This is a genomic window from Pseudoalteromonas sp. TB41 (assembly GCF_000497975.1).
In the GTDB taxonomy this organism is placed as follows: domain Bacteria; phylum Pseudomonadota; class Gammaproteobacteria; order Enterobacterales; family Alteromonadaceae; genus Pseudoalteromonas; species Pseudoalteromonas tetraodonis.
This window is the reverse complement of sequence record NZ_AUTH01000069.1, coordinates 1-21,871: the sequence shown is the minus strand read 5'-3', so window position 1 is coordinate 21,871 and position 21,871 is coordinate 1. Positions and strand designations below refer to the sequence as shown.

Below are 21,871 nucleotides of genomic sequence, written 5' to 3'. Positions count from 1 at the left end.
AATACCGAGATTAAACTGCATCACTGTCTAAACCCAATCCCTTTCTAATTGTTGCCATTTGCAGCTCTAGCTGCGAGCGAATATCAGACACCAACTCACTCGACTCATTTACTTGGCTTTTCATATTATGCATTGATTGGGTAAAGTCACTAAGGAAATTGCTTTGCTGTTTTGCAAGCTCCATTGCTTCAACTGCAACTGTGTTTGCCTGCTGAGCATTATTTGCGACCCCTTCAGAGTTTGCTTGAAGCTCTTGGGCATTTTCGGTTTGTAGCTGTGCATCCTCAGTTAACGCATTAATTTGTGAATAGACCATTTGAGAGTTCTCACTTAATAACGCCAGCTGATCGTTAATCTCTTTTAACGAACCTTGGGTTTGCATGGCTAATTGCCTTACTTCATCAGCAACCACCGCAAAACCTCGGCCTTGCTCACCGGCTCTTGCTGATTCTATTGCAGCGTTCAGTGCTAATAAATTGGTTTGTTCAGCTATGGTGCGAATAACCGTTATTATATTACTCACTCCTTGTACGCCGCTCAGTAACTCTTGCACACTGTGCATACCTTGTTCAATACGTTGCTGTGTATCAGAACTCGCATTAAGCATATTTTTAGCAAAACCAACACTTTGCTGCATTGCCTCATAAGTACTTTGAGCATTTTCAGCAGCTTGAGCGTTAATATGATTAACCTGCTCACCTATGTGTTGAATATTTACTAGTAAACTTTCATTTTTAACAACTTGTTCGTAGCTAGTCGCACTTTTTGTACCTATTTTTTCTAAATGCTCACTCATTTGCTCCATGAAGTCACTAACGACACCAAGCATACTCGCTCTTTCTTGCGCCTCCAGACGCTGGCGCTCAATTAACAGGTTAAAATACTGCGCTATTTCACCAACCTCTGTTTTAGGATTATTCACTGTAATATTTTTTAACTCATTGCTTTCGATTAGGAATGCAAATCCATCTCGCAGCTGTCGCAAAGGCTGTAAAACCTGTTTACGTTGCCCCCAATAAACACCAAAAGCTAATATTACTAATCCACCTATCGCTATTCCAAATACCCAAAAAACTTGTTGTTTCACGGTATCTTGCTGCGCTTTTAATGTTTGCTCTGCTTCAATCACTGTTTTTGATAGTAAGCTAATTTGTTTCCGTAATTCATTTGTTCCAGAATTACGCTGCTTTGCTTGCGATAAAGTACTGCTTAAATCACGTAAATAGCGCTTAGGCCAACTAACCAACTCCGCTTTTATATCAGCAGCCAAATCCTCTGGCTCCTCATCTACAAATAAAGCAAATTCATCAACCTCAGTCATCACTCCTAAATTAGGCAACTGTGCAATTTTTGCAGCGAGTAAGTTTAAATTTTTTACGCTTTGTTGCAGGCTTTTTTCAATTTCAGGCTGGTAATCATTTAGCAGTTGATAGGTCGATAAAGATAAATTAACCACTTCACTATAATAATCACTCGCCAACTTATTGTAGCTTAGAGCATGGCTACTTTGAGTTGATGCTTTTTGTACATAATTTATAAGCGATGACGCTGAGCCCGCCATTTGTCTCAGAGCATTGTCTAAAAGCGCAGTTTCGTTACCTGAGAGCTTTCCTAGTGCTCTGTATTTACCGTTAATGTCTTTATTTAGTGAAAATAGCTGTGTTGAAAGGCGCACTTCTAACTCAGAGGGAAGTACCGTTAGCTGCTGCGCTTTAAGTTGTTCAATTAAAGCTGAAGATTGCGTCAGGTATTGGCTATTGCCTCGTGCCAAGTAGTCTTCTAAAAGGCCAGCAAGATCGACCATTATGGTATTTTTTAATTGGCTATAAGCAATATCTTGTTCTTGAATTTTTAGTAATGTATGACTTGCCCATAACAAGGTAGCAGCGAGCAACACACTGGCTAACGTTAATAAAATAGCTAAAAGACGGGTAAAAAATGATACACGCATAAACATATCTCAAAAGTGACATTCATACAGAGTATTGAATTTTTATGACATTTTTATGTAAAAGACTTAATTAGGGTAATAGTCAGGTGTATTGAGAGATAGATAAAGGCTCAATGGAAGGATGTTTAAGGTAACTAATAAAAAACCGCGTATAAACGCGGTTTTTTTAAATTAAGCTTTTAATTAAAGGCCTGCGCGGTCTTTAATAATAGGGATTAAAGCTGAACCAGCATGATTTGCCTCAGCCCAAGCGATATCTGCGCCATCTTCAAGTGAGCTTTTTGATAAGTTTTTAACAATGTACTCACCCGTATCAACCGCATTACTTGCAACAGCGTGACGCAATAAGTTGTTACCATTACAGAAAACTGCATCATAGATATTACGTACTTTCACACGTGAACTTTTTAGTTTGCTACGCAGACGATTTTTATCATCAGCGGCAATGTATTCACAGACTGAAACAGCTAACTGATCATCAGCGCTTACAGGCGCAGTATAAGCGAACGAACCCGCTGCAATAGCAGCAATTACAACTAGCTTTGGTAATTTAATCATTGATTGGACACCCTATATTAATACTTTTTTCGTACTCGACTGTTTAATATTGTACCAACACGCTCAGATTTTCGCAATAATGTTAAGAAACTTTATTCAAAGTTACGAACTTATAACTATATTTATTCTTATCATCGGGCGTCATCAACATTTCATCTTCAATTTGCCAGTTTGCAACACTTTTATAATCAGGAAATTGTGTATCCCCTTCAACATCTAAGTCTATAAAGGTTAAATACAAGCGCTGCGCCTGCGCTAAAAACTGCTGGTAGATGTTTCCGCCACCAATTATCATCACCTCTGCAACATCATTAACAAGCTCAAGTGCAGCTTCTGGTGTGGTTACTGTTTCAATTCCTGATGCGTGATAGTCTTTATTACGAGTAATAATAATATTACGTCGCCCAGGTAACGGTCGGCCTATTGATTCAAATGTTTTGCGCCCCATAATAACGGGTTTACCAGAGGTTACTTTTTTAAAGTGCTGAAGGTCACCAGGTAAATGCCATGGCATTTTATTATCTAAGCCAATGACACGGTTATTTGCCATTGCTGCAATCATTGAAATTATCACACTAAATACCCAATACTTTATTATTAATTAAAGAAAAAGGAGCGTTAGCTCCTTTTAAATATAAACAATTATTAACGCTCGTAGACAACTTCTACGTCGTAATCATCTTCATCCCAATCATCCCAGTCATCATCATCGCCTTTAGTGGCTTTTTGATGGTAGGTATCCCACTTAAATTCAACCTCTTCGTCAGCCACTTCTACAAACTTCTCTTTAGGCATGTTATCAAGTAGCGTCATGATGTCGTGAATTAATGGCTGCGTATTTAATTTATTAATTGCAGCAATACTGTAAATATTTTCAGACTCACCCAACTCTTCTGCAATTTGCTCACATAAGGCTTTGGCTTCATCTTCAGGCAATAAATCAATTTTATTAAATACTAACCAGCGTGGCTTTTCAGCAAGCTTAGGGCTGTACTGGTGTAGCTCGTTGATGATTGCAAATGCATTATCAACAGGATTAGAGCCATCAACTGGCATTACATCTATAATATGTAAAAGCACACGACAACGCTCTAAATGCTTTAAGAAGCGAATACCTAATCCCGCACCCTCTGACGCGCCTTCAATCAAACCTGGAATATCAGCGATGACAAATGATTTGTTTGCTTCCGGACGAACAACCCCTAAGTTAGGAATCAGCGTAGTAAATGGATAATCAGCTACTTTAGGTTTTGCAGCTGACACACTGCGGATAAAGGTTGATTTACCTGCATTTGGTAAGCCTAGTAAGCCGACATCAGCCAGTAGCATTAGCTCTAACTTAAGGTTACGTACTTCACCCGGTGTGCCAAGTGTTTTTTGACGTGGAGCACGATTAGTACTTGATTTAAAACGCGCATTCCCCAAGCCATGGAAACCGCCTTTTGCAACCACAATTCGTTGACCATCTTGGGTTAAATCCCCTAATGATTCTTGTGTATCAACATCAATAATACGTGTACCAACAGGCACTTTAACGATCAGGTCTTCACCTTTCTTACCCGTACAATTACGGCTTTGACCGTTTGTACCGCGTTCTGCTCTGTGAAAACGCTCAAATTGATAGTCAATAAGGGTATTTAAGTTTTCATCAGCTTGTAGATAAACACTACCACCGTCTCCACCGTCACCGCCATCAGGTCCACCATCTGGAACATATTTCTCACGACGAAAAGACACGATGCCGCTGCCACCGTCACCAGCTTCTGCGCGAATTTCTACTTCATCTACAAACTTCATGATTACTCACTTTAGGGATTGGCTTGTTAATAACTCTATTATATACCTAAGTGGCCTATAGAGCACACTGAGCATAAAAACACTTGGGTATATATTTAAACATGCTTAAAACAAAAAACCCCGCAAAGGCGGGGTTTTTTAACTACCTTACTGATTACTCAGCTACGATAGTTACGTATTTACGGTTTAAAGGACCTTTTTGTTCAAACTGAACTTTACCATCTGCTTTTGCGAAGATAGTGTGGTCTTTACCGATACCTACGTTTGCGCCTGGGTGGAAACGAGTTCCACGCTGACGAACAATGATGCTACCCGCTAGAACTGATTCGCCACCAAAACGCTTAACACCTAGGCGTTTGCTTTCTGAATCGCGACCGTTACGAGTACTACCAGCTGCTTTTTTATGTGCCATTTCTAAGTACCTCTAATTAAGCGCTAATGCCAGTGATTTTAACTTCTGTGAACCATTGACGATGGCCCATTTGCTTACGAGAATGCTTACGGCGTCTAAATTTAACAACCTTAATCTTCTCACCGCGACCGTGTGAAACAACCTCAGCTGTTACTTTACCACCGTTTACGAACGGTACACCAATCTCGATCTTCTCACCATCAGCAACTAAAAGTACTGAATCAAATTCAACTGCTGCACCAGTTTCAACGTCTAATTTCTCAAGACGAATTGTTTGACCTTCAGTCACACGGTGCTGTTTACCACCACTTTGGAAAACCGCGTACATAATTAACTCCGTCTGTGCGCCCTCAAATCGACGCAACTAAAATATTCTTCAATAGGGCGCGAAGTTTACGCTAATGCGTAAAAACTAGCAAGCCTCTTTTTGTAATTAAATGAATAAAAAGTAGCTGCATTGAGAGCAATTCAATATTTCCCCTATTTTATATTAAAATCCCCCTTTGCCAAGCGCTTTTTAACGGTTACAGAAAATAAATTAGCAATAACAAAGCGAGCCTATGTAGTTCAATTAACCGCCAGGGGTGATTCAAAATTAAACCAGGATGTTTAATCAATTATTCACAAGGTTAATAGGTCATTTAACCTACTTAAGGGTGTTTTTTTAAGGAATCATCACAAAATATCGAGCTAATGCATTTTTTGTTGTACAATCTGCGCCGTTCACACATTAAAATTGGCTCGGAGATCAATGGATATAAAAGCTATCCAGGCGTTAATCGAAAGCGATATGAATGACGTCAATCAACTAATACATGCGCAAATGCGCTCAGATGTGGCGTTAGTTAATCAACTTGGTTTGTATATTGTTAACAGCGGTGGCAAACGTGTTCGCCCTATGTTGGCTATTTTGGCGGCTAAAGCGCTAGGTTACCAAGGCAAAGATCACATTACGCTAGCAACTATCATTGAATTTATTCATACCGCAACGCTTTTACATGATGATGTTGTAGATGAATCTAATTTGCGCCGTGGCACACCTACAGCAAATGCTGAGTTTGGTAATGCTGCTAGCGTACTGGTGGGTGATTTTATTTACACCCGCTCGTTTCAGCTAATGGTGGGTCTTGGTAAAATGCAAATAATGCAAGTACTGGCTGATGCAACCAACATTATTGCCGAAGGTGAAGTGCTGCAATTAATGAACTGCAACGACCCTGATACCACTGAAGCCAGCTATATGCAGGTTATTTATTCTAAAACCGCCAAGCTATTTGAAGCAGCGACGGGTCTTGCGGCCATTATTACTGAGCAAGACGATAGTGTACTAGAGGCACTTAATTTGTATGGCATGCATTTAGGTACTGCTTTTCAGTTAGTGGATGATGTTTTAGATTACAACGCTGATGCCGACCAACTTGGTAAAAACATTGGCGACGATTTAGCTGAAGGTAAGCCGACGTTACCTCTTATATATGCAATGCAACACGGTAGTGAGCATCAAACACAGTTAATAAGAGACGCTATTGAGCACTGTAATGGTATGGAGCACCTTGACGAGATACTGGCTGCGCTCAAACATACCAATGCCCTTGAGTTCACAATGGAAAAAGCCGAGCAAGAAGCAGAAAAAGCAATTGCCTGTTTAGATTGCTTAGCGGAGTCGAGTTACAAGCAAGCACTAATTAGCTTAGCTAGAATATCGGTTGACCGCGACCACTAAGTAATACTGTGTAGATAATTCCGAGCAATAAAAAAGCCTGCAAATGCAGGCTTTTTTATGGGTTAATTTTGGCTATTACGCCATAAAATCAACACCTTCTTTGATATCTTTTTTCAGCGTTTCAAGCATGTCATTTTTAGCTTGCTCTTCAAATGCGCTTAGAGTGCCGTAAGAAAGAATTTCTTCTACGCCATTTTTGCCTAAACGTACTGGGTGTGCAAAGTACTCTGCATCGCCATTTTCAACAGCAACGTATGCATAATCTACAACGTCTTCACCTTGTAAGCCTTTAACTAAAGACATACAAAAACGTGCTGCAGCAGCACCCATAGATAATGTTGCAGAACCACCGCCCGCTTTAGCATTAACTACTTCAGTACCTGCGTTTTGGATACGAGGAGTTAGTGTAGCTACTTCTTCATCAGTGAAAGTAACACCTTCAACTTGAGAAAGTAACGGTAGAATGGTTGTGCCTGAGTGGCCACCAATCACTGGTACTTTAACACTTGCTACGTCTACGCCTTTAAGTTCAGCAATAAACGCTTCAGAACGGATCACATCTAAAGTTGTAATACCAAATACACGCTTAGCATCGTAAGTACCTGCTTTTTTGAATACTTCAGCAACAATAGGTACAGTTCCATTAACTGGATTAGTGATAATACCTACAAGCGCTTTAGGGCAGTTAGCAACAATACCTTCTGCTAATGTTTTAATGATACCAGCGTTAACATTAAATAAATCTGCACGATCCATACCTGGCTTACGTGGCATACCCGCTGGGATTAAAACAATATCACAACCTGTTAATGCTTTATCTAGTGCATCTGCACCAAAACCTTCAACTTTTACATCTGTTGGGATATGAGAAAGGTCAACAGCAACACCAGGAACTACTGGCGCAACATCATATAGTGATAATTCTGAACCAGCTGGTAAGCCTGTTTTTAATAATAAAGACAACGCTTGACCGATACCACCTGCAGCACCTAATACAGCAACTTTCATTGGAATTCTCCGTGATTTGAGGAAGGAAATATTTGTGGTTTATAAGATAAAGAAATTAGCGACTAAAAACAAATTTATCCTGCCTATTTTAGCTATATTTTCGACCATAGTTGTAAACTTTGCTGTTTAAACGCAGCAAAACCTAAACAACTGCTGCATAAATATGCATTTTTGTGTAGAATTTGCAGTATCGACAACATAACTAATTAGACACTATGCAACCACAAGACAAACAAGAAGCATTGGTAAAAGCCTTTAAAGCACTTTTAAAAGAAGAGAATTTTGGCTCACAAGGCGAAATAGTTGACGCATTAAAAGAACAAGGCTTTGATAATATTAGCCAAAGTAAAGTGTCGCGGATGTTAAGTAAGTTTGGCGCGGTACGTACCCGCAATGCAAAACAAGAAATGGTGTACTGTTTACCTGCCGAAATGGGTGTACCAACCGCTAAAAGCCCGTTACGCCAGTTAGTTATTGATATTATGCATAACGAAATGATGATTATTATTCGCACCAGTCCTGGGGCTGCTCAGCTAATTGCCCGTTTACTTGACTCATTAGGTAAAGCAGATGGCGTATTAGGAACAATTGCCGGCGATGACACTATTTTTATTGCGCCAGCGAAAGTATCAGAAATAGACCTCACATTAGAGCGTGTGCGTATTTTGTTTGATACGGTTTAAACTCGTTTGGTTATCACTGTTACGGCTATACTGATACGTAGCCGTTACTGGCTTGTTTTATAGCTGCTTTAGAAATCGCACTGAGGGTGCAAAAAACGCAGAGCCCATATCTGCTTGAGTAAAATCAAGCCAATGGTCGTAATACTCCCCCTGCCCTAATCGGCTATTGAGTACTTTCTCGAACGCATCCCCTTTAGCCGAGCACGTAATCATTAACATCCCCTGCTCATACACGTCGCCATAAGGCATACTTTGATTTAGTAATAATGCTTGCCCCTGTTCATCTTTTAATTCACTTCGGGTTGCATGGCTGCTTTCAAGTGCGGGGCTTATTAGGGTATTGTCGAGACGAGTACGCCCCATTATTTGTTCTTGTTCTTGCAACGACAAGTGCTGCCATAACGTTAAGTCATGCTTATAGCGCTGAACATGAATATAGCTGCCTTGATCTTCAAAGCTATCAGGCTTATTAACGAGGGCCGTTACCCGTTTTTGACGACCATGCGGAGTATCGCCCGCATAAATAAAACCATTAAAATCACGGCCATCTAAAAAACGAAAATTTCGAATTTGCTCCACCAGCTCAACATCAGGGTTGAAAAGTTTTAATATTTGCAATGCAAACAGGTGGTTTACATCTTCTCTGTCTGAGCGGATTTGTACAAATAAATCGCATGGCCTTGCACTCATCACAAAATCGCTATGGGTGATATTAGGAAAGCTTTGCAGCTCACTTGGCATATAATCAGGCAGAATGTGTGGCCAATATTGCGCGCCAATGGCGACCATACAAGAAAGCATAGATTCAGAGAACTGATCACTAAACTCATCTTCAATATCGCTCACTTTTTTAAGCTTAGCGCGAAGTGATTCGTCGTGACCATCAAGTACATTAAAAAATAAGTGCAAACCGTGTAAGTTTGCTTCAGCACAAATCCCTGATTGCGCTTGCGCCATTGTCATTCCTTACTTTTTAGAGCAAAACACAGCGATTAATTACGATTCAAAAAAATTCACCGTGTGCGGTTTTATTTTTATTATAACCTGTTCATTTATTTCAAATGACTGGCCATACTGGGCTGCAACTTCTATTTCTTGCTCATCAATAACCACAGTGTATACATAAGCGGAGCCAATAAAGCGACTACTTAATATACTAACCCGCTCAGATTGCTGTTGCGTATCGTTATTACTAGCAAGTTCAAGTTGATGCGGACGCACATAAATAACGCCCTTATCCGCCACGCCATGCTGCTGTGGCTGTATTGATTCAACCACCCCAAACTGCGTTTGATATTCAGTGGCGGTTAATACGGTTGCGCTTAAGTATATGCCCTGACCCAGAAACTCTGCAACCTCCTTTGAACGTGGTTTAGCAAAAAGCTGTTCTGGCGTACCTTGCTGCGCAATTTTACCTTGGTGCATAACCGCAAGCGTATCTGAAAAAGCAAACGCCTCTTCTTTTGAGTGAGTAACAAACACAGCCGATACTTGCTGCGCCTTAATAATGCGCCTAATGTCGGCAATTAACTCAAATCGTACTTGGGTATCAATATTAGAAAATGGCTCGTCAAGTAACAGTAAGCTAGGTTTATAAGCTAATGCGCGTGCAATCGCTACTCGCTGCTGTTGCCCACCAGAGAGTTGATGAGGGAATCTATCGGCGCAGCCTACCAAGTGTACCAACTTTAGCATTTCACTTACGCGTGCGTGTTTATCTGCTTTGCTCATACCGCTTAGCCCAAACGCAATATTATTAGCCACCGTTAAATGCGGAAATAACGCATAGTCTTGAAACATCATGCCAATATTACGATGCTCAGGTGAAACAAACGTATTAGCATCACTAACTAGCTTACCATCAATAAATACCTGCCCTTGTTTGGCTTCAATTAATCCTGCAATGGCTTTTAGTGTGGTGGTTTTACCGCAGCCACTGGCTCCGAGTAAACACACTATTTCGTCTTTACCTAAGGTTAAATCTAAATTATCTATCACCTTAGTCCCGTTATATGCATAGCTCACGCCTTGTAAAATCAAACTACTCATTTAGCTACGTTGCTCCATTGAACGGTTAATAAAATATAACGGAATAAACCCCACCACCACAATAAACAAAGCCGATATAGAGGCCAGCTCTAATTGTTCATCGCTTACATACTGAAACACATGAGTTGCTAAGCTTTCAAAATCAAAAGGCCTTAACAACAAAGCTGCGGGTAGCTCTTTCATACACTCGATAAAGACCAATAAACCTGCGGTTAATAAGCCTCGGCGTAATAAAGGTAAGTGCACTAAGCGTAATGTGCGCCCTTGGCTTTTTCCCATTGACTGGCTTGCCATATCAAGGGAGGGACTAATACGTGAAAAGCTCGACTCAATAGCTCCGTGTGCAACGGCGTAAAACCGCACTATATAAGCAAAAATAATAGTGAGTAAGCTGCCAGTAAGTAATAAACCAATATCTAAATGATAAGGAGCTAAAGTGCGGTTGATAGTATTTTCTAATAGGGTGAGTGGCAACAATACCGCTATCGCTAATACTGTGCCGGGTAACGCATAGCCCGTACTGGCCAAACGCCCGGGTATTAATGGATTTGTTTGTTTAGCAATGCGCTGATAAAACACCACTAAAACACTCAGTATAATAGTCACCACACTGACTACAGCCGCCACTTTTAAACTTTGCCATGCATAGCTAAAAAACTCACTATTCCACGCTTGATCAAAATACATAACTGCATATTTGAGCAATACAACCATCGGAATAATAAACGAAATAATTAAAATAAAGCTACAAAACCCCGTTGCTAACCATGCAGACTTACCTTTGAGGATATAAAGCGCCTCGCTGTTCACACTCGATTGACGCTCAAACACCGCTTGGTTACGACGGCTAAAACGCTCGGTGATCAATGCTAAGAATAGCAGTAACAACATCACCCCTGAAATTTTTGCTGCTGCAGTTAATGAGTAATAACCAAACCAAGTATCGTATACTGCGGTGGTTAATGTACTGACTGCAAAGTAGCTAACGGTAGCAAAATCAGCCATAGTTTCCATGCTGATCAAAGCAAGTGCCGCTACAATGGCACCACGGGATAATACAAGGCTGACTTTAAAAAAGCTTTTCCATGCATTTAGCCCCATTAACTGACTGGCTTGGACTAACTTAAAAGATTGTTCTCGCAGTGCAGTTTTAAAAATTAAATATAAATACGGGTAGAGTACCAGCGCAATCATAACAATTGCCCCTGGTAAGGTGCGTATATCAAAAAACCAGTAGTCACTTGGCGACAGCCAACCAAACCACTCTCTTAGAGTTATTTGTACCGGCCCCGCATAGTCGAGTAAATCGGTGTACACATAAGCAATAATATAAGTAGGCATGGCAAGAGGCAGCATCAGTGCCCATTCAAATTGTTTTTTACCAGGAAAACGGCAATAAGCAGTGAGCCAACCCAGTGGTAACGCAATAAAGCAGCTAAGTAACCCTACACCTAAAACCAGTAATACGGTATTGCTTATATAGTCCCACAGTACGGTATTCCACAGGTGGGTAAATACCTCTGAGTCGCCTTGTAAAGATTCTAATAGTAGGAAAAACAACGGGGTCGACAGCAATAACCCCGTCGACCACGCAATAAGCTGCCATTTCGACAGCTGAAATTTATAAGTCATTAAAGATCGAACTTCACCTCATCAATTAGCTTAAGGGCTAACGGACGATATTTGCTAATTTCATCAAGCGGTAAGCTGTCTTCCTTAAAGCTTCCCCATGATGCAACCAAACTAGAAAGTTTCACACCTGGCTTAACCGGATACTCCATATTGAGCGAGGCATACATATTTTGCGCCTTATTGTCTGTCATATACTCTATGAGTTTCAAGGCATTTTCAGGGTTTTTAGCATACTTAGTAATAACCGCACCCGATACATTTATATGTGATCCTCGGTCAGTTTGATTTGGAAAGTTAATATGAACGGCTTCAGCCCATGGTTTTTGTGCTTCATCTTGCAGCATTTTGCCCAAGTAATAACTATTACCTAAGGCTAAATTACATAAACCTTCTTTAACCGCTTTAACTTGCGCTCGATCGTTACCTTGAGGTTTACGCGCTAAATTAGCTTTTACACCCTCAAGCCATGTTTTCGTCTGTGCTTCACCATGATGAGCGATCATAGAAGCTACAAGGCCTAAGTTATATGGGTGTTTGCCAGAGCGAGTACAAATTTGTCCTTTGTATTGCGGCTCAGCAAGCGCTTCGTAGGTAAGGTTAGGCAATGCGCCTAAACGCTCTTTTGAAGAGTAAACATTACGCACGCGCTTAGTGAGCGCTACCCACTGACCATCGCCATCACGAAATGCCGCCGGGACATTATTATTAACCAGCTCGCTTTCTATAGTTTGCGTAAGATTTAGCTCTTCTAATTGAATTAAAGCACTAAAGTTTGAGGTTAAAACTAAATCGGCTTTGCTGTGTTTACCTTCACGCTTAACACGTTCTATTAAGCCTTTTTTAGCAAACACCACATTGGTTTTAATGCCCGTTTGCTGTGTAAAATCGTCTAAAATAGGTTTAATTAAAAAAGGTTGTCGAAATGAGTAAATATTCACAACATCGGTTGCAACAGCCGGTGCTGAGGCAATTAACCCAACAACAAGCGCGAGTGTTTTTTTCATATTGTCTTACCTAACTAATAATTATTATCATTAATTTTACCGCGATGAACTAAAAAGTGCACACTTTATATAATCACTTCGTGGTAAATACGCCAAAAAAAGAAAACCCTTGTAAGACATCTCTTACGCTTATGACAGCTAATGAGTAAAAACACTCTGTATAACACCACAAAAACATAGCAAGTTATTGTATTTTATATAATTTAAAAATATTTCATTTGTAAGAACATAAACCATAAGCGGTTTTATCCTACATTTACTGCAAATCACTCTCTATAATTAACCCATAAATAAGCAACGACGCTTACCGAGTAAATGGAAACGGACTAACTACTCGAATACCAAGGTTTGGTTTTTAGGATAACAGGAATTTAAGGACAGGCTCAGGATGAGTATCGCAATGGAATGTTGCATAAGGGATAGCATCAGGATGATGCGTAATGGATAACAACACGGAAAAGTTGTTGCTAAAGGATAGGGAATAAAACGGACAGGCCTTAGGGCAACACAACGGAATGGTAGCAAAAGGAATGCACTCGGATGTGCAATAAGGATTGGTAATAGATTTTACCTTACAGGATGTTTTAGGGATTTATGGAGACAGGCCCGGATAGCCTATATTACATAGAACTAGAAAGTAATATTGTAATAACACGGATCGTAAAAATTGGAGTTGATTAGGTTCAATTGCAGGATGCAACAAAGTTAGAAGATTCCGCAAGCGCGACTAGAGATGGTTCGCGCTTTTCTTTTGCCTGAAAATCAGCGGTCAGCGGTCAGCGGTCAGCGGTCAGCGGTCAGCGGTCAGCGGTCAGCGGTCAGCGGTCAGCGGTCAGCGGTCAGCCAAAATTATATATGTTTAAGCTATACTCAAGTGTTAAATTCAGCTTTTTCGTATCAACATCTTGCAGTTTATTCCGGCCTGCCTTTGTTGCGCTTACCGAGTAAATAGGCGTCGCGAAATTTGATAAAATGCTGTTCTAATTTAGTACTCGCATCAACCTCATTCGCTAATGCCAATACCATAATAGCCACTTCTGCCGTACCTAACTGGTGAGCATGGGGTGCTACACGTAATCGGTAATCTGAGAGCTTTTGTGCAGTAATAGAAAGCACGGGCAAATTATCTAGATAAGGACTTTTGCGGATCATTTTTTTAGCTTCACGCCATGTACCATCTAAGAATATAAATAAAGGCGTTTTACCTGCAACAGGCTCTACTTGCGTTACTACTCTATCTGTTTCAACATCTTCTGCAGGAAAAATCACAAAAGGCTGATATTTATCATTATTCAATAATGCTAATAAAGCAGGATCTGGGGAGGTTCTATCCCAGCGAAACGCATAATTATCAGGGACTATTTCAGCAATTAAACGCCCTGTATTAGACGGTTTAAAACTTTCATTATGATACATCAGTAAACAAACCGCAGCGTCGCAACTTGCGTACTCAGCGCCCTCACAAATACAGTAATGCTTTGCAATTAAGCATTGCTCACAGCGGTCCATCTTACCGCCCCGGGCATTAAACTCGCGTCGAGATTCACTTATTTGCTGGGCACGTAACGCTAAAACTGAATTTTTGAAACCTTGAATCACTGTGGTTTATTACCTATAAATTGATGGCTGCGCATTGTAGCTAAAATAAAAGGGAATAGATATCAGCTATCAGCTATCAGCTATCAGCTATCAGCTATCAGCTATCAGCTATCAGCTATCAGCTATCAGCTATCAGCTCAAAATAAAAAACGATACCAATAAAAGCTAGTTTTGCTTTATCTATTTTTGAATTGGCGACTATAAAAAAAAACCCAGCAAAAGCTGGGTTTTTAAAAACTAAATTAAAAAGTTAAATTACTTCTTCTTTTTAACTGCTTTTTTGTTTGGTAAATCAGTGATTGAACCTTCAAAAATTTCAGCTGCAAGGCCAATTGATTCGTTCAATGTTGGGTGAGCGTGGATAGTCAACGCTAGGTCTTCACCATCTGCACCCATTTCAATACCTAGACCGATTTCGCCCAGCATTTCGCCTGCGTTAATACCAATCATAGCACCACCGATAATACGGCCGCTCTCTTTATCAAAAATAAGCTTAGTAGAACCTTCAGTACGTGAAGAGGCAATTGCACGACCCGATGCAGCCCAAGGGAATACTGCTGTTTCAATGCTTAAACCTTGCTCTTTGGCTTCTTTTTCAGTTACACCCGCCCATGCAATTTCAGGGTCAGTGTAAGCAATTGAAGGAATACACTTAGGATCAAAGTAATGTTTTTGACCAGAGATAACTTCAGCAGCAACATGACCTTCATGAACTGCTTTATGCGCAAGCATAGGCTGACCCACTAAGTCACCAATTGCAAAAATATGTTCTACGTTAGTACGTAATTGCTTATCAACGTTAATAAAACCACGCTCATCAACATTCACACCCGCTTTATCAGCGTCTAACATCTTACCATTTGGTGTACGACCTACAGCAACAAGTACTTTGTCATAACGTACTGGCTCTGCCGGTGCATTTTTGCCTTCAAACGTAACATATAAACCGTCGTCTTTTGCTTCAACGCCAGTTACTTTAGTTGAAAGCATCACGTTAAACTTGTCTTTAACATGCTTTTGGTAAATTTTAATGACGTCTTTATCAGCAGCAGGAACAAGTTGGTCTGCAAATTCTACAACATCAATTGCAGAACCTAGTGCACGGTAAACCGTACCCATTTCAAGACCGATAATGCCACCACCTAAAACAAGTAGCTTTTCAGGAACATCTTTAAGCTCTAGCGCGCCCGTTGAATCAATAACGCGATCATCTTCTGGGATGAAAGGTAAATTTACAGGTTTAGAACCCGCAGCAATAATTGCGTTATCAAAGGTAATGGTTGTTTTACCGTCAGCGCCTTCAACATCTAAAGTGTTGCTACCAGTAAATTTACCGTAACCAGATACAACTTTTACTTTACGCATTTTAGCCATGCCGTCTAAGCCACCTGTAAGCTGGCCAACAACAGACTCTTTCCAAGAACGAACTTCATCTAAGTCAATTTTTGGTGCGCCAAAAGTAACGCCGTGAGATGACATTTCTGCAGCATCATCAATCACTTTAGCTACGTGTAAAAGTGCTTTAGAAGGAATACAACCAACATTAAGACATACACCGCCTAATGTCTCGCGAGATTCTACTAATGTAACTTCTAAGCCCAAGTCAGCAGCGCGAAAAGCCGCAGAGTAACCACCAGGACCACCGCCTAGTACAACAACTTGAGTTTTTAATTCGTTGCTCATGCTATTACCTTTATTGTTTGAACGGGACACAGCCCCAAAATTTAACTGCCATGTTTCTGCAAGGCAGAAAAGGGCATTTGTGCAAATATTGTATCATTGCAAATGATAAAAATCCCAGCTAAAAACAACTGGCTGGGATTTGATTTTACTCACTCTGTAGTGATCACATCACTAACTGGCGTATATCACTCATGTAACTTGCAAGAGTAACAGTAAAGCGTGCAGCAAGTGCACCGTCAATCACTCTATGGTCGTAAGACATTGAAAGTGGAACCATTAGCTTAGGCTCAAACTCTTTACCATTCCACTTAGGCTTCATTTCAGATTTTGACACACCTAAAATTGCCACCTCAGGCGCATTCACAATCGGCGTAAATGCCGTACCACCAATGCCACCTAGGCTTGAAATAGTAAAACAACCACCTTGCATATCTGATGAACTTAACTTGCCATCACGTGCTTTAACAGATACTTCCATTAGTTCACGAGAGAGTTCAATAATGCCTTTTTTATCAACATCTTTAAATACTGGTACAACTAAGCCATTAGGCGTATCAACCGCTACACCAATATTAATGTACTTTTTAAGAATTAAGCTTTCGCCATCCTCTGAAAGCGATGAGTTAAATGTCGGGAACTCAGCAAGCGCTTTAGCTGCTGCTTTCATTACAAACACGAGTGGCGTAATTTTAACACCCAGCTTTTTCTTCTCGTTAAGCGCGTTTTGCTCTTTACGGAACTGCTCAAGGCTCGTGATATCCGCTTCATCAAACTGGGTAACATGGGGGATTTGCACCCAGTTACGGTGTAAGTTTTTACCTGACAGCTTTTGAATACGAGAGAGTTTTTTCTCTTCTATTTCACCAAACTTAGCAAAATCAACTTTTGGCCATGGAATTAAACCAAGCTCACCGCCCCCCGCATTGCCTTTAGCTGCTGGTACTTGACCAGACTCAACTTGCTTAACCAGTTGCTTAACATAGTTTTGCACGTCTTCTTTAACAACACGGTTTTTACGGCCCGTGCCTTTAACGTTGGCAAGGTTAATACCAAACTCACGTGCTAAACGGCGAACCACTGGGGATGCATGTGCATAAGCGCTATTGTTTTCAAAGCTTTCAGAGCTTGCTTTAGCAGATGATGCTGCTGGTTTTGACTCAGTCTGAGCTGCCGGCTTAGATTCTGCTTTAGGCGCTGGTGCTGATTTTTCTGCAGGTGCTGCAGCTGGTGCACTACCCGCCACTTCAAATACAAAAATCAATGAGCCAGTTTTAACTTTATCGCCAGTCGCTACTTTAATCTCTTTTACAGTACCAGCAAACGGCGCCGGTACTTCCATAGCAGCTTTATCGCCCTCAACGTTTAAGATAGATTGCTCTTCTTCTACGCTATCGCCAACCGCAACCATAACTTCTGTTACTTCAACTTCGTCATCACCAATATCAGGCACGCTAACTTCTTTAGTGCTTGATGCCGATGCTTGTTCAGCAGGCTTCTCTTGTGCTTTTGAATCCGCTGCAGGGGCACTTTGGTTATCACCACCTGACACTTCAAAAACAAATACTAATGAACCCGTTTTCACTTTGTCACCAGTATTTACTTTAATTTCTTTTACTGTACCGGCAAAGGGTGCTGGTACTTCCATTGCCGCTTTGTCGCCTTCAACGTTTAAGACAGATTGCTCTTCTTCTACGCTATCACCAACTGCAACCATAATTTCAGTTACTTCAACTTCGTCATCACCAATATCAGGCACAGTGACTTCTTTGATTGATGAAGCCGATGACGCAGCAGGTGCAGCTTCCTCGGTTTTTTCAGCTTCTTTAGAGTCAGCAGCAGAGTCTTGCGCTTCACCTTCAAAGATGAACACTAAAGTGCCTGTGGTAACAGTGTCACCCACATTTACTTTAATTTCTTTTACCGTACCGGCTTGTTCAGCAGGTACTTCCATCGCAGCTTTATCACCTTCAACACTTAATAGTGATTGGTCAACTTCAACTTTATCGCCAACGCTCACTAGTATTTCGGTTACTTCTACTTCATCGCCACCGATATCAGGTACTTTAATTTCAATACTCATTGCAAACCTCTTATGCGTACAGTGGATTTAGTTTGTTAGTGTCGATGTTGAATTTTTTAATTGCTTCAACAACCACTGACTTTTCAACTTCACCACGTTTAGCAAGTTCAGATAATGTCGCAACTACCACGTAGCTTGCGTTAACTTCAAAGTGACGACGTAGGTTTTCACGGCTGTCTGAACGACCGTAACCATCTGTACCCAATACTTTGTAGTTACTGCTTGGGATAAATGAACGTGCTTGCTCTGCGTAGTTTTTCATGTAATCCGTTGCAGCAACAGTGACTGAATCGTTTAATACGCTTGTAATGTAAGCTGTTTTTTGCTCGCTTTCTGGATTAAGCATGTTGAAACGCTCAACATCTTGTCCATCACGCGTAAGTTCATTAAATGAAGTTACAGAGTAAACATCAGATGCAATACCATAGTCTTCGCTTAAAATTGCCGCCGCTTTACGCACTTCAGTCATGATAGTACCTGAGCTTAATAGCTGTACGTTGGCTTTTTTACCTTCGTAGCTTTCTAGCTTGTAGATACCTTTACGAATACCTTCTTCAGCGCCTTCTGGCATTGCTGGCTGATGGTAGTTTTCGTTCATTAGCGTTAGGTAGTAGTAAATGTTTTCTTGCTCTTCACCGTACATACGACGAATACCGTCTTGCACAATAACCGCTACTTCAAATGCATAAGTAGGATCGTAAGAAATACAGTTAGGTACCGTGTTTGCAAGAATGTGGCTGTGGCCATCTTCGTGCTGTAAGCCTTCACCATTTAGCGTTGTACGACCCGCTGTAGCACCTAATAAGAAACCACGTGCTTGTTGATCCCCTGCCATCCATGCCATGTCACCAACACGTTGGAAACCAAACATAGAGTAGTAAATGTAGAATGGGATCATCGGTAAGTCGTTGGTGCTGTATGATGTTGCAGCAGCAACCCATGACGACATTGCACCTAGCTCGTTAATCCCTTCTTGTAATACCTGCCCTGAGGTTGCTTCTTTGTAGTAAGAAACAATATCACGGTCTTGAGGGGTGTAATTTTGGCCATGTGGGTTGTAAATACCGATTTGACGGAATAAACCTTCCATACCAAAAGTACGTGCTTCATCGGCAATAATTGGCACAATATTTTTACCAATACCTTTATCTTTTAATAAAATATTAAGAGCACGTACAAAGCCCATAGTGGTTGAAATATCACGCTTTTGCTCTTCAAGTAACGGCTTGAATGCGTCAACTTCTGGCAACTGTAACTTTTCAGAAAACTTAGCGATACGCGTTGGCGTGTAACCTTGTAATGCATCACGACGAGCATGTAGATACTTGTACTCAGGTGAATCTTTTTCAAGCTCTAAGTATGGTAGCTCTTTTAATTGCTCTTCAGATACTAAATCATCTAAGCCTAAACGAGAGCGTAAGTGAGCCACATGCGACATATCCATTTTCTTAACTTGGTGCGCAATGTTTTTACCTTCAGCTGCTTCACCCATGCCGTAACCTTTTACAGTTTTAGCTAGGATCACTGTTGGACGACCTTTCGTTTCTTCTGCTTTTTTAAATGCAGCAAACAGTTTTGAAGGCTCATGACCACCGCGCTTAAGGGCGAAAATTTCTTCATCGGTCATATCAGCAACAAGTGCTGCTGTTTCTGGGTAGCGACCAAAGAAATGTTCACGTACGTACGCGCCATCTTTCGCTTTATATGTTTGGTAATCACCATCAACAGTTTCGTTCATTAACTGTAGTAATTTACCTGTGGTGTCTTTAGCAAGGAGAATATCCCAACCGCTGCCCCAAACAAGTTTAATAACATTCCAGCCAGCGCCTTTAAATAGCCCTTCTAGCTCTTGAATGATTTTACCGTTACCCATTACTGGGCCGTCTAGGCGCTGTAAATTACAGTTAACTAAGTAACATAAGTTGTCCAGCTTTTCACGTGCAGCGAAAGAGATAGCACCACGTGATTCTGGCTCATCCATTTCACCGTCACCTAAAAACGCGTATACACGTTGGTTTTTAGTGTCTTTTAAGCCACGGCCATCTAAGTATTTTAAGAAACGTGCTTGGTAAATTGAAGAAATTGGACCTAAGCCCATAGATACCGTTGGGAACTGCCAAAACTCCGGCATTAATTTAGGGTGAGGGTAAGAAGGTAAGCCTTTACCATCTACTTCCTGACGGAAATTATCAAGCTGTTCGGCACTTAAACGCCCTTCAACAAATGCACGCGCATAAATACCCGGAGAAATATGACCTTGGTAATAAACTAAATCACCACCATCAACATCATTTGGCGCTTTAAAGAAATGGTTAAAACATACTTCATAAAATGCAGCAGACGATTGGTAAGACGCCATATGGCCGCCTAAGTCGAGATCTTTTTTCGATGCACGCAATACAATCATAATCGCGTTCCAACGAATAATTGAACGAATACGGCGCTCAAGATTTACATCACCAGGGTAGGCAGGTTCTTGATCAACCGGGATCGTATTAACGTAGTTTGTGTTAATGCCAGTTGGCATATCAACACCGTCTAAGCGGGCTTGCTCTAACACTTGCTCAAGTAAAAACTGAGCTCGTTCAACACCTTCTTCGCGCACAACTGATTCAAGAGCTTGTAACCACTCTTGTGTTTCTAGCGCGTCTACGTCAATTTTATTGACTTCAGACATATGGAGGTTTCCTTATGTTTAAAATACTAATTTTATGTATTGAATACTTCACTGTTGAATCAAGTTAACAGTGAATGTACTTGCTTAATTTTGTTTGGTGCGTCTCAAACTACGTTCAATTCGCGAGTGCTCTTTACCCGCTTCAAGCAATGCTTCTTCAATATAGGCTAAATGCGCATTACTCGCTAAGCGAGCTTGTTCAGGATTACCGTCAATCACTGCATCCATCAATAAGCGTCTATGCTCGGCTAATTGGCTGCTTATATCTGACTTTTTAAGTAACACCGTTAAATTTTGTAAAACATTCTGCTCAAGTAAGCTTTGCATCCCTCTTACTAAATGCAGTAACACTACGTTATGAGACGCCTCAGCGATGCAAAAATGAAAGTCATTAATCGCTTTGGCTTTTTGCTTTAATTCATCTTTAGCTAATGCAATCTGATCAAAGCTCTGTTTTACTTTTGCAAAATCGTTACTTGTTCCGCGAAGTGCTGCGTAATAAGCCGCAATTCCCTCTAGCGCATGACGAAATTCTAATAAATCAAATTGCGATTCGGGGTGTTTACTGATCAAATCAAACAACGGATCAGTCAGCCCCTCCTCCAATTGATTTTTTACATACGTTCCACCACCTTGACGACGGGTTACGAGCCCTTTTGCCTCAAGCTTTTGAATGGCTTCACGCAACGACGGACGCGACACTTCAAATTGCTTAGCGAGTTCACGCTCCGGTGGTAACTTTTCTCCTGGTGCTAACGACCCCTCAAGAATCATGTTCTCAAGTTGTTGTAAAATAACATCAGATAATTTTGCCGCTTTAATTTTTAAAGACATCAATCAACGTCCGCGTTGTATAAGTGCTAGCAGCCCATTAAAGAAGGCTTTTAACTGAATGACCTGACCAAAAGGTAAATTGGTCATACCAAATTTTGCCATACGTTATCAAAAACCGTAATTACTGTCAATTTACAGCAGTTTTAAAGCCCTAAGGCCAGCGTAACGTAATTTAAACAAA

General features: G+C 40.8%; 18 protein-coding genes. 2 read left to right on the top strand and 16 right to left on the bottom strand.

Going from position 1 to position 21,871, the window contains the following annotated elements; translation table 11 throughout:
- Positions 1 to 10: 10 nt before the first annotated feature.
- The 6 genes from L641_RS0109275 to rplU all read right to left on the bottom strand — a co-directional run bounded on the left by L641_RS0109275 (position 11) and on the right by rplU (position 5,046).
- The gene (locus L641_RS0109275; protein WP_024601746.1) at positions 11 to 1,951 is read right to left on the bottom strand and encodes a methyl-accepting chemotaxis protein; all 1,941 of its coding nucleotides are present in this window, start codon (positions 1,949 to 1,951) and stop codon (positions 11 to 13) included.
- A 183-nt stretch (positions 1,952 to 2,134) separates the two neighbouring features.
- Positions 2,135 to 2,509: a DUF3718 domain-containing protein gene (locus tag L641_RS0109270; protein WP_013465918.1), complete on the bottom strand. Its 375-nt coding sequence runs from the start codon at positions 2,507 to 2,509 to the stop codon at positions 2,135 to 2,137.
- Positions 2,510 to 2,591: 82 nt separating this feature from the next.
- Entirely contained in the window at positions 2,592 to 3,083 is a 492-nt protein-coding gene (gene folA, locus L641_RS0109265) for a type 3 dihydrofolate reductase (protein ID WP_024601745.1), read from the bottom strand.
- A gap of 71 nt (positions 3,084 to 3,154) precedes the next feature.
- On the bottom strand, positions 3,155 to 4,306 hold the full coding sequence (gene cgtA / locus L641_RS0109260) for an Obg family GTPase CgtA (protein ID WP_013465920.1): 1,152 nt from the start codon (positions 4,304 to 4,306) through the stop codon (positions 3,155 to 3,157).
- A 154-nt stretch (positions 4,307 to 4,460) separates the two neighbouring features.
- Complete coding sequence (gene rpmA / locus L641_RS0109255) at positions 4,461 to 4,718, bottom strand: 50S ribosomal protein L27 (protein ID WP_008114963.1); 258 nt, start codon at positions 4,716 to 4,718, stop codon at positions 4,461 to 4,463.
- Positions 4,719 to 4,734: 16 nt separating this feature from the next.
- A complete protein-coding gene (gene rplU / locus L641_RS0109250; protein WP_004587921.1) occupies positions 4,735 to 5,046 on the bottom strand; it encodes a 50S ribosomal protein L21 in 312 nt (103 codons plus the stop codon).
- Between the two features lie 423 nt (positions 5,047 to 5,469).
- Here rplU and ispB point away from each other — a divergent pair, with 423 nt between their 5' ends.
- Positions 5,470 to 6,441, top strand: coding sequence for an octaprenyl diphosphate synthase (gene ispB, locus L641_RS0109245; RefSeq protein ID WP_024601744.1), 972 nt, complete (start codon positions 5,470 to 5,472; stop codon positions 6,439 to 6,441).
- Positions 6,442 to 6,516: 75 nt separating this feature from the next.
- Here ispB and mdh read toward each other — a convergent pair whose 3' ends face one another.
- Positions 6,517 to 7,449, bottom strand: coding sequence for a malate dehydrogenase (mdh, locus tag L641_RS0109240; RefSeq protein WP_013465922.1), 933 nt, complete (start codon positions 7,447 to 7,449; stop codon positions 6,517 to 6,519).
- A gap of 215 nt (positions 7,450 to 7,664) precedes the next feature.
- On the opposite strand from mdh, the gene argR reads away from it, so the two are divergent.
- On the top strand, positions 7,665 to 8,132 hold the full coding sequence (gene argR / locus L641_RS0109235; protein ID WP_008114955.1) for a transcriptional regulator ArgR: 468 nt from the start codon (positions 7,665 to 7,667) through the stop codon (positions 8,130 to 8,132).
- Positions 8,133 to 8,189: 57 nt separating this feature from the next.
- Here the strand turns inward: argR and L641_RS0109230 are convergent, their stop codons facing one another.
- The 9 genes from L641_RS0109230 to pdhR all read right to left on the bottom strand — a co-directional run bounded on the left by L641_RS0109230 (position 8,190) and on the right by pdhR (position 21,690).
- Positions 8,190 to 9,089, bottom strand: a complete 900-nt coding sequence (locus tag L641_RS0109230) for a Dyp-type peroxidase (protein ID WP_013465923.1) — start codon at positions 9,087 to 9,089, stop codon at positions 8,190 to 8,192.
- A 39-nt stretch (positions 9,090 to 9,128) separates the two neighbouring features.
- Positions 9,129 to 10,181 (bottom strand): ABC transporter ATP-binding protein, encoded by a 1,053-nt coding sequence (locus L641_RS0109225; RefSeq protein ID WP_024601743.1) that lies wholly within the window; start codon positions 10,179 to 10,181, stop codon positions 9,129 to 9,131.
- Entirely contained in the window at positions 10,182 to 11,813 is a 1,632-nt protein-coding gene (locus tag L641_RS0109220) for an iron ABC transporter permease (RefSeq protein ID WP_024601742.1), read from the bottom strand. It lies immediately after the preceding gene.
- Positions 11,813 to 12,817 carry a Fe(3+) ABC transporter substrate-binding protein gene (locus tag L641_RS0109215; protein WP_013465926.1) on the bottom strand — a complete coding sequence of 335 codons (1,005 nt, stop codon included), beginning with the start codon at positions 12,815 to 12,817 and terminating at the stop codon, positions 11,813 to 11,815. Before L641_RS0109215 ends, L641_RS0109220 begins: the two co-directional genes overlap by 1 nt.
- A gap of 912 nt (positions 12,818 to 13,729) precedes the next feature.
- On the bottom strand, positions 13,730 to 14,416 hold the full coding sequence (locus L641_RS0109210; protein ID WP_024601741.1) for a DTW domain-containing protein: 687 nt from the start codon (positions 14,414 to 14,416) through the stop codon (positions 13,730 to 13,732).
- 255 nt (positions 14,417 to 14,671) lie between these two features.
- Entirely contained in the window at positions 14,672 to 16,099 is a 1,428-nt protein-coding gene (gene lpdA / locus L641_RS0109205) for a dihydrolipoyl dehydrogenase (RefSeq protein WP_024601740.1), read from the bottom strand.
- Positions 16,100 to 16,262: 163 nt separating this feature from the next.
- Positions 16,263 to 18,179, bottom strand: a complete 1,917-nt coding sequence (gene aceF / locus L641_RS0109200; RefSeq protein WP_024601739.1) for a pyruvate dehydrogenase complex dihydrolipoyllysine-residue acetyltransferase — start codon at positions 18,177 to 18,179, stop codon at positions 16,263 to 16,265.
- Between the two features lie 10 nt (positions 18,180 to 18,189).
- Positions 18,190 to 20,856 (bottom strand): pyruvate dehydrogenase (acetyl-transferring), homodimeric type, encoded by a 2,667-nt coding sequence (aceE, locus tag L641_RS0109195; protein WP_024601738.1) that lies wholly within the window; start codon positions 20,854 to 20,856, stop codon positions 18,190 to 18,192.
- 84 nt (positions 20,857 to 20,940) lie between these two features.
- On the bottom strand, positions 20,941 to 21,690 hold the full coding sequence (gene pdhR, locus L641_RS0109190; protein ID WP_008114937.1) for a pyruvate dehydrogenase complex transcriptional repressor PdhR: 750 nt from the start codon (positions 21,688 to 21,690) through the stop codon (positions 20,941 to 20,943).
- Between the last annotated feature and the right edge of the window lie 181 nt (positions 21,691 to 21,871).

Bases quoted from the DNA above. Each gene is read 5' to 3' on its own strand.
- L641_RS0109275 (WP_024601746.1), bottom strand. From the start codon at position 1,951: ATGCGTGTATCATTTTTTACCCGTCTTTTAGCTATTTTATTAACGTTA.
- L641_RS0109270 (WP_013465918.1), bottom strand. From the start codon at position 2,509: ATGATTAAATTACCAAAGCTAGTTGTAATTGCTGCTATTGCAGCGGGT.
- cgtA (WP_013465920.1), bottom strand. From the start codon at position 4,306: ATGAAGTTTGTAGATGAAGTAGAAATTCGCGCAGAAGCTGGTGACGGT.
- rpmA (WP_008114963.1), bottom strand. From the start codon at position 4,718: ATGGCACATAAAAAAGCAGCTGGTAGTACTCGTAACGGTCGCGATTCA.
- rplU (WP_004587921.1), bottom strand. From the start codon at position 5,046: ATGTACGCGGTTTTCCAAAGTGGTGGTAAACAGCACCGTGTGACTGAA.
- ispB (WP_024601744.1), top strand. From the start codon at position 5,470: ATGGATATAAAAGCTATCCAGGCGTTAATCGAAAGCGATATGAATGAC.
- mdh (WP_013465922.1), bottom strand. From the start codon at position 7,449: ATGAAAGTTGCTGTATTAGGTGCTGCAGGTGGTATCGGTCAAGCGTTG.
- argR (WP_008114955.1), top strand. From the start codon at position 7,665: ATGCAACCACAAGACAAACAAGAAGCATTGGTAAAAGCCTTTAAAGCA.
- L641_RS0109230 (WP_013465923.1), bottom strand. From the start codon at position 9,089: ATGGCGCAAGCGCAATCAGGGATTTGTGCTGAAGCAAACTTACACGGT.
- L641_RS0109225 (WP_024601743.1), bottom strand. From the start codon at position 10,181: ATGAGTAGTTTGATTTTACAAGGCGTGAGCTATGCATATAACGGGACT.
- L641_RS0109220 (WP_024601742.1), bottom strand. From the start codon at position 11,813: ATGACTTATAAATTTCAGCTGTCGAAATGGCAGCTTATTGCGTGGTCG.
- L641_RS0109215 (WP_013465926.1), bottom strand. From the start codon at position 12,817: ATGAAAAAAACACTCGCGCTTGTTGTTGGGTTAATTGCCTCAGCACCG.
- lpdA (WP_024601740.1), bottom strand. From the start codon at position 16,099: ATGAGCAACGAATTAAAAACTCAAGTTGTTGTACTAGGCGGTGGTCCT.
- aceF (WP_024601739.1), bottom strand. From the start codon at position 18,179: ATGAGTATTGAAATTAAAGTACCTGATATCGGTGGCGATGAAGTAGAA.
- aceE (WP_024601738.1), bottom strand. From the start codon at position 20,856: ATGTCTGAAGTCAATAAAATTGACGTAGACGCGCTAGAAACACAAGAG.
- pdhR (WP_008114937.1), bottom strand. From the start codon at position 21,690: ATGTCTTTAAAAATTAAAGCGGCAAAATTATCTGATGTTATTTTACAA.